Origin of the sequence: Halomonas litopenaei, from assembly GCF_003045775.1 — a bacterium.
Lineage (GTDB): Bacteria > Pseudomonadota > Gammaproteobacteria > Pseudomonadales > Halomonadaceae > Halomonas > Halomonas litopenaei.
The window spans coordinates 359584-372704 of the sequence record NZ_PXNS01000004.1 but is presented as its reverse complement, the minus strand read 5'-3'; the positions used below and the strand labels follow the sequence as shown (position 1 = coordinate 372704).

Annotated in this window: 12 protein-coding genes; 7 read left to right on the top strand and 5 right to left on the bottom strand. The window is 63.7% G+C overall.

The annotated features are described in order from the left end of the window. The first annotated feature begins 6 nt into the window (after nt 1–6). The 6 genes from C6W88_RS08145 to C6W88_RS08120 all read left to right on the top strand — a co-directional run bounded on the left by C6W88_RS08145 (nt 7) and on the right by C6W88_RS08120 (nt 5351). Nucleotides 7–1380 (top strand): nitrous oxide reductase family maturation protein NosD, encoded by a 1374-nt coding sequence (locus C6W88_RS08145; RefSeq protein WP_231498579.1) that lies wholly within the window; start codon nt 7–9, stop codon nt 1378–1380. Then, entirely contained in the window at nt 1377–2426 is a 1050-nt protein-coding gene (locus C6W88_RS08140; protein WP_108132099.1) for an ABC transporter ATP-binding protein, read from the top strand. Before C6W88_RS08145 ends, C6W88_RS08140 begins: the two co-directional genes overlap by 4 nt. After that, nucleotides 2426–3247 carry an ABC transporter permease gene (locus C6W88_RS08135; protein WP_108132098.1) on the top strand — a complete coding sequence of 274 codons (822 nt, stop codon included), beginning with the start codon at nt 2426–2428 and terminating at the stop codon, nt 3245–3247. The genes C6W88_RS08140 and C6W88_RS08135 overlap by 1 nt, the downstream gene beginning before the upstream one ends. 127 nt (nt 3248–3374) lie before the next feature. Further along, entirely contained in the window at nt 3375–3893 is a 519-nt protein-coding gene (locus tag C6W88_RS08130; RefSeq protein ID WP_108132097.1) for a nitrous oxide reductase accessory protein NosL, read from the top strand. 303 nt (nt 3894–4196) lie between these two features. Continuing rightward, nucleotides 4197–4664 carry an Rrf2 family transcriptional regulator gene (locus tag C6W88_RS08125; RefSeq protein WP_108132096.1) on the top strand — a complete coding sequence of 156 codons (468 nt, stop codon included), beginning with the start codon at nt 4197–4199 and terminating at the stop codon, nt 4662–4664. A gap of 93 nt (nt 4665–4757) precedes the next feature. After that, on the top strand, nt 4758–5351 hold the full coding sequence (locus C6W88_RS08120) for a hypothetical protein (RefSeq protein ID WP_108132095.1): 594 nt from the start codon (nt 4758–4760) through the stop codon (nt 5349–5351). A 123-nt stretch (nt 5352–5474) separates the two neighbouring features. On the opposite strand, the gene C6W88_RS08115 is transcribed toward C6W88_RS08120, so the two are convergent. From C6W88_RS08115 to phnD, 5 genes are all read right to left on the bottom strand, one after another. Continuing rightward, the gene (locus tag C6W88_RS08115) at nt 5475–8360 is read right to left on the bottom strand and encodes a bifunctional diguanylate cyclase/phosphodiesterase (RefSeq protein WP_181248610.1); all 2886 of its coding nucleotides are present in this window, start codon (nt 8358–8360) and stop codon (nt 5475–5477) included. Nucleotides 8361–8614: 254 nt separating this feature from the next. Beyond that, on the bottom strand, nt 8615–9418 hold the full coding sequence (phnE, locus tag C6W88_RS08110; protein ID WP_108132093.1) for a phosphonate ABC transporter, permease protein PhnE: 804 nt from the start codon (nt 9416–9418) through the stop codon (nt 8615–8617). Continuing rightward, nucleotides 9412–10209, bottom strand: a complete 798-nt coding sequence (gene phnE, locus C6W88_RS08105) for a phosphonate ABC transporter, permease protein PhnE (RefSeq protein WP_045994839.1) — start codon at nt 10207–10209, stop codon at nt 9412–9414. The genes phnE (C6W88_RS08110) and phnE (C6W88_RS08105) overlap by 7 nt, the downstream gene beginning before the upstream one ends. Then, nucleotides 10209–10994 carry a phosphonate ABC transporter ATP-binding protein gene (gene phnC / locus C6W88_RS08100; RefSeq protein WP_045994840.1) on the bottom strand — a complete coding sequence of 262 codons (786 nt, stop codon included), beginning with the start codon at nt 10992–10994 and terminating at the stop codon, nt 10209–10211. The genes phnE (C6W88_RS08105) and phnC overlap by 1 nt, the downstream gene beginning before the upstream one ends. Before the next feature lie 70 nt (nt 10995–11064). Next, the gene (phnD, locus tag C6W88_RS08095) at nt 11065–12051 is read right to left on the bottom strand and encodes a phosphate/phosphite/phosphonate ABC transporter substrate-binding protein (RefSeq protein ID WP_083970649.1); all 987 of its coding nucleotides are present in this window, start codon (nt 12049–12051) and stop codon (nt 11065–11067) included. 275 nt (nt 12052–12326) lie between these two features. Here phnD and C6W88_RS08090 point away from each other — a divergent pair, with 275 nt between their 5' ends. After that, nucleotides 12327–12926: a histidine phosphatase family protein gene (locus tag C6W88_RS08090; RefSeq protein ID WP_231498578.1), complete on the top strand. Its 600-nt coding sequence runs from the start codon at nt 12327–12329 to the stop codon at nt 12924–12926. Nucleotides 12927–13121 lie beyond the last annotated feature (195 nt).

Genomic DNA, 13121 nt, shown 5'->3' with positions numbered 1-13121 from the left:
ATCACCATGTTCCAAGTTCCCTCCTTTCTCGCAGGCCGTTCGGCACCTGGCCGAGTGACACCGATGGCGCTGGCCCTGACCGCAGGGCTGGCGCTACTGGCGATACTGAGTTCCAGCGAGGTGCTGGCCGCTGAGCTGAAGGTGACCGCGGGCACACCGCTCAAGCGCTGGGTCGAGCAGGCCGAGCCCAACGATACCTTGCGGCTCGCACCGGGCCACTACGCGACAGGCCCGGTGATCATCGACAAACCGCTCAGCCTGGTCGCCGACGGTGCCGGTGTGGTGATCGATGGCGGCGGCAGCGGGACCCTGCTGACCTTGCGCTCACCTGGCATTTCCCTGTCCGGGCTGACCCTTCAGCACTGGGGTGCGGACCTGACCGCCATGGATGCGGGCGTTCACGTGGAAAGGACCGCCCATGGCGCCAGCATCGAGCGCTGCCGGCTGTCCGGCCCTGGCTTCGGTATCTGGCTCGATGGCGTCGATGACGCCCGGGTCCTCGACAATCAGATTCGCGGCGATACCCGGGTACGCTCCCAGGACCGCGGCAACGGCGTGCAGCTGTTCAATGCGCGTCGGGCGCTGGTCTCCGGCAACGATATCCGCCAGGTGCGCGACGGCGTCTATATCGACACCAGCAGCGACAGCGTGATCGACGGCAATCTGCTCGAAGACCTTCGCTACGGCGTCCACTACATGTACGCCCACGACAACAGCGTGACCAACAACCTGACCCGTCACACCCGCACCGGCTACGCCCTGATGCAGTCCCGTGGACTGACGGTGAGGGCCAATCGCTCCATCGAGGATCGCAACTACGGCATCCTGATGAACAACATCACCGATAGCCGGATCATCGACAACGACATCATCGGCGTGCGTCAGGCACGCGACGCCCATGACCGGGGCCTGGTCAGCGGTGGCGATGGCAAGGCCATCTTCGTCTACAACGCCCAGTTCAACGAGATTCGCGGCAACCGCCTCGAGGACAGCGACATCGGGCTTCACCTCACCGCCGGCTCCGAGGACAACCGCATCAGCGGCAACGCCCTGATCCACAATCGCCGCCAGGTGAAGTACGTGGCCACTCGACAGCAGGAGTGGTCCGAGCACGGTCGCGGCAACTACTGGAGCGACTACCTGGGCTGGGACCTGGACGAGGACGGCATCGGCGACACCCGCTACCAGCCCAATGACGCCATGGACCAGCTGCTGTGGCGACACCCGGAGGCCAAGGTACTGATGTCGAGCCCGGCGGTGCTGGCGCTGCGTTGGGTACAGCGCGCCTTTCCGGTATTTCGTCCCGCCGGCGTCAGCGACAGCGCCCCCCTGATGACGCCTTCGAGACCTCGTTCCGCCACACGGACATCCTATCCATGACCCGCGCCACGACCTGCGCCACGACCAGCGCCATCGTCTTTGACGACGTCAGCCTGAAACACGGCGGCGTGACCCGCCTGTCGCATCTCAGCCTCGAGGTGAACAGGGGCGAGGTGCTCGGCCTGCTCGGCCACAACGGCGCCGGCAAGACCACCAGCATGAAGCTGATGTTGGGACTGCTGTCGCCCACCCAGGGAAGTCTCAGCGTGCTTGGGCAACGGCCGGACCGAGCCGGCGACCGTGCCTTCCGCCAGCACCTGGGCTACCTGCCCGAAAATGTTCGCTTCTACCCCAACCTGAGCGGGCGAGAGACCCTCACCTACCTGGCCCGACTCAAGGGTCGGCCCACGGCAGAGGTGGACGAGCTGCTGGTGCAGGTGGGGCTTGGTGGGGCCGCCGACCGTCGTCTGGCGACCTGGTCCAAGGGCATGCGCCAGCGCCTGGGGCTGGCCCAGGCGTTGCTTGGCGAGCCTCGGCTGCTGCTGCTCGACGAGCCCACCAGCGGGCTCGACCCCGCCGCCACCGAGGCGGTCTACGCCACCATCGGAATGCTGAAGGCGCGTGGCGTGACGGTGGTGCTGTCTTCCCACCTGTTGCCGGGGGTCGAGCCGGTGATCGATCGTGCACTGATCCTCGGCGAGGGCAAGTGCCTGGCGCTGGGCGACCTGGCGAGCCTGCGTGAACGCTTTGCGCTGCCCTACGTGATCGAGATGCGGGGTGCTCCCCAGGATCTGGCACTAAGGCTGATTCGCGAGGGCATCCCCGCCCGCTCTTCGTTGGCGGACGGTGGTCGGCTGCGACTGGAAGTGGCCCCGGAGCACCGCATGAACGCCTTGAGGCTGTGCACTGCCTTTCAGGGGCTCAAGGACCTGGAAATTCGCCCCCCCAGCCTCGAGGCACTGTACCGACGTGTCCAGGCCCCCAGCGGCCGCGATCCAGGCAATGGCAATGAAGGGAGCAGCGAGAGCGACGCTAGCGACCGCTACCAGGTGATCGACGAGTCCGACCACACCACCGTCTCACCATCCGCCGAGGACACGCCCTGATGCGCCTTCTACTGACCATCGCCCACAAGGAATTCCGTGACGGCCTGCGCCACCGCTGGGTGCTCGGGATCGCCGTGCTGCTGGGGGTACTGGCGCTGGGTATCGCCGCCTTCGGTGCCGCCGCCAGTGGTGGTACCGGCTTTACCGGCCTGTCCACCACCCTGATCAGCCTGTCGACGCTGTCCATGCTGCTGATCCCGCTGATCGCCCTGATGCTGGCCTACGACGCCATCGTCGGCGAAGACGAGGGCGGCACCCTGCTGCTGCTCGCCACCTACCCGATGTCGCGACGTACCTGGCTGCTCGGCAAGTTCATGGGCCACGCCTGGGTGCTGGGCCTGGCCACCCTGTGCGGCTTTGCGGTCGCTGGCGTGGTCATCGCTTTCGCCACACCTGAAGCCGCGCTGGCCGAGGTCGCCGCGGGGCTCACTACCCTTATCGTCTCCAGCGTGCTGCTGGGCTGGTCGTTTCTGGCCCTGGCGTACTGGATCAGCGCCCGTGCCGGCAGCAAGCAGGCTGCTGCCAGCCAGGCCCTGATCACCTGGTTCGTTTTCGTGCTGGTACTGGACCTAGCGCTGCTCGCCCTGCTGGTAGGCGTGCGCCAGGGAGGGGCCTGGCTGCCCTGGCTGATGCTGGCCAACCCGGCCGAGTGCTTCCGACTGCTGGTGCTCTCGGCGGTCGAGCCTCATCAGGCCTCCGCGATCACCGCCCTGGCCAGCGCCACCCCCAGGTCGTCCTTGCTGCTGGCGCTGCTGCAGGTCGTCTGGGTGCTGCTACCCCTGGGTCTGGCGATCAGGCGATTCGAGCATCGAGCGCTGTAACCCGCGCGCCTAGCTCATCGGAAAGCCGGCGCTGCCTGCCAGCCATTACTGCGGGTTATTGCTGCTGGCTTTTGCTGCCAGCGGTCCCCCCACTCCGTCCGCCAGGACGCTCGCCTGGAGAACTCCCATGTCCCTTCCTTCTATGCTGCAACGCTTTGCCATCGGTGGCCTGATGCTGTTGTTGATCGGCTGCAACGACGGCACCTCTGACACGACTATCGGCCCCGCCCCCATCGGTGATGACGACATCTGCCATGTATGCGGGATGTTGATCGAGGCCATGCCAGGTCCCAAGGGAGAGCTGGTGCTCGATGGTGACAGCGAGGTCACCAAGTTCTGCTCGGCGGCGGAAATGCTGGTCTTTCTTCTTCAACCGGAAAACGTCGAACGCCTTTCTCATGCGTGGGTTCATGACATGGCTCGCACCGACTGGGACCACCCCGGAAACGATGCCTTTATCAGTGCACAGGAGGCCTGGTACGTATCTGGTCATTCGCGGCCCGGCGGCATGGGACATCCGCTGGCGACCTTTGCCACAAGAAGCGATGCGGAGGCTTTTCAGCGCGAACATGGCGGCATCATCGAGGGCTTTGATGAGCTAGACATCGACCAGTTAACCCATATGAGCCGAGCAAACCACCCTTGAATAGGTATAGAAAATCCCGCAAATATGCAGCGACAAAAGCCGACCAAAAAAATTGCTAAATTTATGGATTTCCCATGCTACATTCAAGAGACAATAAGATGGATGGAACATCCATGACAAGGAGTTAAACCGCGCATGTTATCTCATTGATATAGGTCATCTGGCGTAGGAATAATCGCACATCGCTACGCTTTAATGCGCCAAGCCTGCGTGAGATTTCTCGTCCCTTGCTAGAGTCGAAAGCATGAGCGAAAGCCTCCCTTCTCTTTACCAAGTCGCCCAAGGGGCGCCGGGGCACGACCAATGCATCTGACACGATTTACCGACTACTCATTGCGCGTTCTGATGTACCTTGCCGAATCCGGCAACGAACGCACCACGATCGCCGAGATCGCCTCACGCTTCGAGGTCTCACGCAACCATCTGATGAAGGTGGTTCAGGAGCTCAGTCGCCTTGGCTATGTCTCCGCCGTCCGTGGCAAGCACGGGGGACTGTCGCTCAAGCAGGCGCCGGGCAGCATCCACCTCGGCGCCCTGGTCAGGGATACCGAACATAGCCTCGCCCTGGTGGAGTGCGAAGGGGACGACAGCGCCTGCTACATCGCGCCCATCTGCCGCTTCAAGCAGATCGCCAACGAAGGGTTGACCGCATTTCTGGAGGTCCTGGATCGCTACACCCTGGATGACCTGATGACCCCTCAGTGCCGCCAGCGCCTGCACACCCTCAAGCTGATCGAGCTCGAGCCGGAGCCTGAAGCCGAGCCCGCCTGACGCGACGAGGCAAGACAGGATAACGCCACGACAGCGTACTCCGAGAATGCTAGCCTCCTGACCTCTGAGTTCTCTCGGTCGTCAGGAGCCAGCATGCCGATTGCGCCATTGTTTTCACCTCGCCGCGCCCGCCTTCTTCGCCTGAGTGTCGCCGCCGCACTGGTCTCCGTACTCGGCCTGACAGGCGTCAGCAGCCAAGCCATGGCGGTGGATTTCGACACCTCGGCCCACCAGACCCACCAGGACTGGCAGACCTTGATCGCGACCCTCGGCGACGAGTCCCATGTGCGAGCGGTCCAAAGGACCAGCTACAGCGACGCCATGCTCAGCGTCAACGCCACGCCAGGGCATTGCCGCACGCCCTGGATCGAGGTCAGAAGTGACCTTGGCCAGCGCCAGGCCGTGAGCGAAGTGGTCAATCGCGTTCCCATCGACCTGCTGGTAGACGAGCAACGTGCCCAGACCGGCACGGCGGTGCTGTCCACCCAACGCGGTGACGACGGCCTCTACGTGCGCGTGAATGGCATCGATATGGACCTGCTGGCCTCGCGTCTCGCCACCGGTGAGCAGCTGCATCTGCGCCTGCGCATGACGCCCGATACCAGCGACTACTGGTTCATGAGCTTTTCACTGAATGGCGCCTTTACGGCATGGCAGCGGATGCAGACCCTGTGCAGGGCTTCCTGATCCGGCAGCAATTCCAGAGGCCATATAGAGGTGCGGGCGTCATGATCCCTGCGAGGGCTAGCGGCGCGCCTGCTTCGGGGACCTTCTTCGGGGACCTTCCCCGAATAGGTCCCCTGAAGCCGCTCAGGCGGGCCGCTCCATCGCCTGCAAGGTATCTCCCAGACCATCTTGCCGCTGCCCATCGCGACTCAACCAGCGCCGCGCGAAGTCATCACCGCTCAAGGGCCGTGACAGCAGATACCCCTGGCCAAGATCGCAACCCAGGGCACGTAGTGCCTCGAACTGCGCCGGTGTCTCGATGCCCTCCGCCACCACCGTCAGTCCCAGACGATCGGCCATGGCGATGATGGTGGCGACGATGGCGTGATCGTTGCTGTCGGTCAGCATGTCGCTGACGAAGGACATATCGATCTTGACCGCCTGTACGGAAAAGCGCTTGAGGTAGGCCAGCGAGGAATAGCCGGTCCCGAAATCGTCGATGGCCAGGGCGAATCCCTGCTGGCGCAGGGTGTCGGTGATGCGTATCGCCTGCTCTGGGTCTTTCATGAAGCCGCTTTCGGTGATTTCCAGCCCCAGCAGCGAGGGGGAAACGCCAGCCCGGGCGGCGATCTCGCAAAGCTTGATTGCCAGCTCGGGATCCTCGAACTGGGCCGCCGCCAGATTGACGTAGAGTCGCTCGGGGAGCCGGTCCAGCGATGCCTGCTGCCACTGTTTAAGCTGGCGACAGGTCTGCTCCATGACCCAACTGCCGAGGGCCTCGATCATCCCCTGTTCCTCGGCCACGGCGACAAATTCCATCGGGCTTATCCATCCCAGTTCTGTGTCGTGCCAACGACACAGAACCTCGGCGCCAATCAGGTCCCCGCTCTTGAGGTCGACGCAAGGTTGAAAGCGGAGCTCGAGACGTTTCGTGTCCAGCGCCTCACCCAGACGAGAGGCAAGCACCAGTCGGCGCCGCAGATCACGTCCCATCTCAGGTGCGTAGAAGCGATAGCCGCTGCGGCTTTCCTTGGCATGGTACATGGCGATGTCGGTGTGCTTGAGCAGTTCCCGGGAACTATCGCCATCGTCGGGGAAGAAGGCGACGCCGATGCTGACGTCGACGTTGAATCGATGCCCCTCATGCACCACTGGATCATTCAAGGCGCTGAGCAGACGCCCCACGACCTGGGCGGCTCCGATCTCGTCGGTCTGCTCCACCATGACGACGAACTCATCGCCCCCCATCCGCGCCAGGCTTTCGAGCCTGCCAAGGCAACCGCTGAAGCGAGCGGCCACCTCCTTGAGCACTTGATCACCGACGTCGTGGCCCTGACCGTCGTTAATCTCCTTGAAGCGGTTGAGGTCGAGGAACATCAGTGCCACCCGATATTGCTCGGTGCGAGCCCGGACAATGGCCGCCTGCAGACGCTCCATGAAGTGGACCCGGTTGGGTAGACCGGTCCCGGGATCGAAGAAGGCCAGATGCCGTATATGGGCGTCGCTGCGGCGCCGTTCGAGCTCCGCCGAGGCGCCTGCGGCAAAGATCCGCAACAGATGACAGATGGGTTCAGGATCATGCAGCGGCTGGCGATACAGCGCAAACAGGATACCGACGGCGTCGCCGTTGGCGTCTTCCAGGCGTCGGCCGACGTAGGCTTCCACGGCGAAGCCGACCATCTCCTCGGCGCGGGGATAGCGTTGGCTCATGCCTCGAGCAATCACATGCTCGCTGTCGCGAAAGGAGCTCTCGCAGGGTAGCCCTTCGAAACTGTAGTGAAAGGGCTCCACCGGCTGGCCCGATACCAGGCCGGCGATCAGCGTCGCCTGCAACGGGACGCTTTCCTCGACGCGTGACACGAACACGGCGTCCGCGCCTAGGGCGTCGGTCAGACGTCGCACCAGCAGGGTAAAGAAGGCGTCGTCGCTGCGCGCCGTCACCAGTTCGGCCATGTCCAGCACCGCCTGCTGGGTGTTCTGCTGATGCTGGTGGGCGCGCATGGCCTGCAAGCCAAACGACAGGTTATCCGCAAGCTCCCTCAGCAGCGCCAGTTCGTCGGCGCCAGCGTGGTAGGGCTGATCCATCAACAGCACCAGCACGCCCCGTCGCTCGCTTCCTAGACTCAGCGGCAAGGCCACCTCCGCCACGACCCCGAATCGCTCGGCCCAGGGCGGAGGCGCTACCGTACCTGTCGTGTAGTCGGCTACCCGTTGCTCCTTGCCTTCATGCACCGCTTGCCCGCTGGGGCCCTGGCCCTCAGGCGTGGTCACATCCCAACTGAAACGCGCGTGACGCAACAATTCATCGGCGCCACCGGCGCTGACCAGCGGCAGGATGCTGCGCTCGGGGTCGTCCTGGGCCAGCCCCGCCCAGGCGTAGCGGTAGCCGCCCTGCTCCACCGCGAGCCGACAGGCCTCCTGGAAGATTGCCATCTCGTCGGAGAGCCGAATCACCGCACGGTTGACCAGTCGTAGCAGAGTCAAGGCGCGGTGGGCGCGCTTGAGCTGTCGGTTGGTCGTGTCCAGCTGAGTGGCGGTCTTCTCCAGCGCCTGCTCGGTGCGCCGATTGGACAGTTCGGCCCCGCAGCGCGCCGCGGCAATTCTCAGCACCTCCTCGACCAGGCGACGCTGGTGCAGTCGATGGCGGTGCAAGGCAACCAGAACACCATGCAACTCACCTTCGGGCCCTCGCATCGCCACTCCGGCATAGGCTTCTGCACCAAAATCTCGCAGCAGGACGTCGTCCGGAAAGGCACTGCAGACGTTCTCCGGATAGATGCAGGCTCCGCCGTCCAGGGCATCGCGACAGGGGGTGCCGGCAGTCTCGTACTCGACGTCTGGCTGATGCTTGCCATCTGCCATCAGCACCATGGACCGCAGGCGTGAGCCGTCCGCGACAGGGGTCGCTATCATCATGGCGTCAGCATTGAGGATTACCGCCAGCCGATCGACCAGGTGCATGAAGAAGTCATCACCGATATCCCGCGACAGGCTGTCGGCTAGGCTTTGAAAGGCTCTGCGGGCATCCATCTTCATAGGCCGGGCGACGATCCACTGAATAAGGTAATCAATGGTATCGAGGATAGCTTAACTTCGGGGCACCCCGCCGCCTCGTCCTGGCATTCTGTGCCGTTTCTCCCAGAGCCAGACATCATCTTGCACCAGCAAACGGCGACATCTCCGAGACAACTGTCCCAGAAAACAGAACGTTAGTACTAAGTCGCAAGCATCAACGGTTCATGCCGGTAATCGCACAGATTCGTACATCCTTCCGTCGTACGAGCCTAAAGCACTCGGCTTCTCAACCATCCGGTCAACACCTCTCCCAGCAACACCAGAATGACGATGCCACAGAGAATGGTGGCCACCGTCGGCCAGGCAAAGGTATCGATGGCCCCCTGGAGGATGACGCCGATACCGCCGGCCCCGACCAGCCCCAGCACGGTGGACTCGCGAATATTGATGTCCCAGCGCAGGATGATCACGGCAAAGAAAGCCGGAACGACCTGAGGCACCACCGCGTAGAGGATGACCTTGGGCCGACTGGCGCCCACCGCTTCCATCGCTTCGACCGGCCGTCGGTCGATTTCCTCGATGGCCTCGCCCATCAGCTTGCCGACGAAACCGATGGAGCGACACATGATAGCGAGGATGCCCGCCAGCACGCCGGGGCCGAAGATCGCCACGAACAGCAGCGCCCAGATGATGGTATTGACCGAACGACTGGCCACCAGCACGAAACGGGCAAACCACAGGCAGGCACGATTGGGCGTGGTGTTCTGGGCCGCCAGGTAGGCGATGGGCAGGGCCACAAAGATTGTCGAGAACGTGGCCAGGGTGGCGATATGGACGGTCTCGACCAATGCCTCGACAATCTCGCCGAGGCGCCGCGGGTCAGGTGGCCACATGCGGTCGGCCAGGCTGTAGATCTGGGCAGGCGCATCCCACACCCAGGGCCAGAAGATATCGACATCCCTGGCCGCCCAGCTCAACACCGCCACGACCAGCAACAGCAGCACGAAGCGCGTCCAGCGCTCCCGTCGGCTGTAGCGCTGCCATACCCGTTGTTCTGTCGGCGTCGCTACCATAGTCGTCTCCTGACCCAGCCACTGATGCCCTCACTGACCAGAATCACCGCGATGATCACCAGCAGGATCGCGAAGGCAAAGTCATAGTCGTAGCGCCCGAAGGCGTTCATCAGGGTGCCACCGATACCACCGGCGCCGACGATACCGACCACCGCCGAGGCGCGCAGATTGCTGTCCAGCTGGTACATGGAAAGCCCCAGCTGGCGTGGCAGGATCTGGGGGAAGACGGCGTACAGCAACGTGGACATGAACCCTGCACCGACCGACCGCATGGCCTCCACCTGTCCCCAGTCGATCTCCTCGATCTCTTCGGCCAGCAGTTTTCCGACAAAGCCGATGGAATAAAGCGTCAGGGTCAGGATCCCGGCCAGGGGTCCGAACCCCACCGCCTTGACGAACAGGATCGCCACGATGACCGGGTGAAAACTGCGCGACACGATGATCACCGCTCGCCCCACCAGATAGACCGGACGCGGGGCGATATTGCGCGCCGCCATCACCGCAAAGGGGATCGACAGTGCCACCCCCAGCAGGGTCGCCAGCAGGGCAATCTGGAAGCTTTCCTTGAAGCCGGTCAGCAGCAGTTCGAAGCGCTCGAAACTGGGCGGAAAGCCGCCGCCGAAGATGCGCGCGGCCCGCGGCAGCCCATCGCTGATCCGCTCCCAGTCGAACGGCAGGGTGGCCAGCGCCCAGCCCAGGTAACCCAACACGCCCAGCGCCAGCAGCAGGCGCACCACAGGACTGGCGATAAAGGGCGGCTTGCGCCAGGTCCGAGCCTTGTCGTTGACCATCAGCGTTCCCCTTCCGCGACGGTCGATGCGGAGGTCTCGTCCGGGGCCTCGATGCCACCGTAGATCTCCTCCAGCGCTGCGGCATCAAAGCGCTCCGGCGTGCCATCGAAGATCATGCGACCGTGGCGCAAGCCGACGATACGCTCGGTGTAGGCCCTGGCCTGGGCCACATTGTGAATGTTGATCAGCACCGGCAATGACAGCTCGCTGGCCAGGGCTCTCATCAGCTTCATGATCTGCTCGCTGGTGACGGGGTCCAGCGAGGCGGTCGGCTCGTCGGCCAGCAGAATGTCCGGCTCCTGCATCAAGGCTCGGACGACCCCGACGCGCTGGCGTTCGCCGCCGGACAGTTCGTCCGCGCGCTTGTTGGCGTACTGGGCGATGCCCACTCGCTCCATCAGGTGGAAGGCGCGTTCGATATCCTCCGGCGGGAAGCGCCGCCGCCATGCCTGAAAGAAGCCGACGTAGCCAAGCCGACCGGCCAGCACGTTCTCCATCACCGTCAAGCGGTCGATCAGGTTGAAGCCCTGGAAGACCATGCCGATGCGCCGCCTGGCCTGGCGCAGTGGTGCGCCCTTGAGGCTGGACAGCTCCTGGCCGTTGAGCCTGATCGACCCCGAGGTGGGTTCGATCAGCCGATTGATGCAGCGGAGCAAGGTGCTCTTGCCCGCCCCGGACGCCCCCACGATGGACACCACGGAGTTGCCTTCCACGCGCAGATCCAGCCCCTTGAGCACGGGGTCATCGTGGCCATAGCGCTTGACCAGCTGGCTAATCTCGAGCATTGCACATCCTCGTTCCCCGGGAAGGCCGAGCGCCGTGCGCCGGCCCTCCTGTCCCTGGGATACCCTGTCGTCACTCCAGATTGTCGGCGGTGTAGCTGACGCCGTTCGAGGCCTGGATGGTGCGAATGACCTCCCACTGGTCCTGGTAGGTGATCGGGATGAACTTCTCGACGCCTTCGAATTCCTCACCCAGCGCGGTACCGGCGAAATCGAAGCTGAAGAAGGCTTCCTCGATGCGCTCGACCAGATCCGGCGCCAGGTCATGGGCGTAGGTATAGGAGGTGGTGGGGAAGGGCTGGGACTCGAAGATCATGCGCACGCTGTCTTCGTCATACAGCCCCCGTGCGGCCATGCGCTCCACCACCTCGGACGCCACCGGTGCAGCGTCGTAGTCACCCGCTACCACGCCCAGCATCGACTGGTCGTGACTGCCGGAATACACCACCTCGTAGTCCTCGTCCGGCACCACGCCTTCCTCGGGGAACAGCGCACGCGGCGCCTGATTGCCCGAGTTCGAGGTGGGTGAGGTGTGGGCGACCCGCTTGCCGGCCAGGTCGGACAGCGACTGGATATCCGAATCGGCCTGGGTGTAGACCTGCAGGGTATAGCCGAAGCGTCCGTCGTCGGAGCCCATCAAGGCAAAGGGAACGGCGCCGGCCAGGTTGACGGCGAAGGGCGTGGGTCCGGTGGAAAAACCTGCAATATGCAAACGCCCGCTGCGCATGGCCTCGACCTGGGCCGAGTTCGACTGGACCGCGAAGAAACGAACGTCCTTGCCGGTCACCTCCCGGAGGTGATCGATGAAGGGCTCCCAGATATCGGCATAGATGGCGGGGTCTTCCACCGGGGTGTAGGCGAAGATGAGGGTGTCGGGGTCGACCAGTTCGTCCTGATTGGCGGGCGGGTCGGCCACCAGATCGCCATTGCGGTCGCAGTAGAGCGCATCCAGATCACCTCGGGGGCAATCCTCGGCGACAGCGACGGATGCAACAGCGCCGAAAGTGAGCAGGAGACCTGCGTTGAGGACCTGACGTCCCCGGCTTGAGCGTTGTGTCATGGCGTGGCTCACCTATGCTGAGTCTTGTTATAGGGTGGGAATCGACCCCGGCCTCTCGCGCCGACATCGCGGGTCCCGGCGGCAGCGGACAGCCTGGCGGTCGACGACTGGCGACTTGGGGAAGGCTCTGTCAGATGGGCTGAAGGCTTCACTCGTTACGCTGAAGGCTCTACCACATGGGCTGAAGGCTCTGCCAAGTGCGAAGACGAGCGCCAGCGACGCAGCGATGTTCGAAAACAAACATCGTTGAGTTCAATCTAGGAGGTGACACTTTTATGTCAAACGTTGAGGCCAACGACTTTCCACGCTGCCGCAATCACTACCTGCTGATGCGCCACGGCCATAGCCAGGCCAATGCCATGGGCCTGATCGTTTCCTCCCCCGAGCAGGGACTCGAGGGCTACGGTCTTTCGCCCAAGGGGCAGGAACAGCTGCACGAACGGCTGACCGGCTGGCACCTGGCCGCGCCTGACCAGGTCTTCCATTCGGACTTTCTGCGCACCACCGAAACCGCAGCACTGGTCGGGCAACACTTCAACGTCACCCCACACCCTGAACCGCGCCTGCGAGAGCGCTTCTTCGGTGACTACGACCAGGGGCCGGACCCGGCCTACGCGGACGTCTGGGCAATGGATAGCGAGAATGCCGAACACCGCACCCACGGCGTCGAAAGCGTCGGCGACGTCTCCCGCCGACTCATCGACCTGATCATCTCGCTGGAACAGCGCTTCGACGATGCCACCATCCTGCTGGTCGGCCATGGTGACCCCCTGCAGATCCTGCTGACCGCAGCCAGCGGAAGTCCATTGAGTGAGCATCGAAGCCAACCACCGCTGGCACCGGCAGATGTCCGGCCGCTGATCTTCGCTCGCTGATCACCGCTCGCAGCCCCTCTCTTGCAGCCGCCCCTGTCAGGGCTGTGAACAACTCGGTGGAAAAGTTCTCCACCCGCTGTGGATAGGCTCTTGACAAGCCGCCGCTCCCCCCATGAACCGTGGCGCTGTGCCGCTACATGCCACCTGTAATGACTGTGGGCAAGTTTTCCATTTCCCCGGCTCGACGCTGCGAAG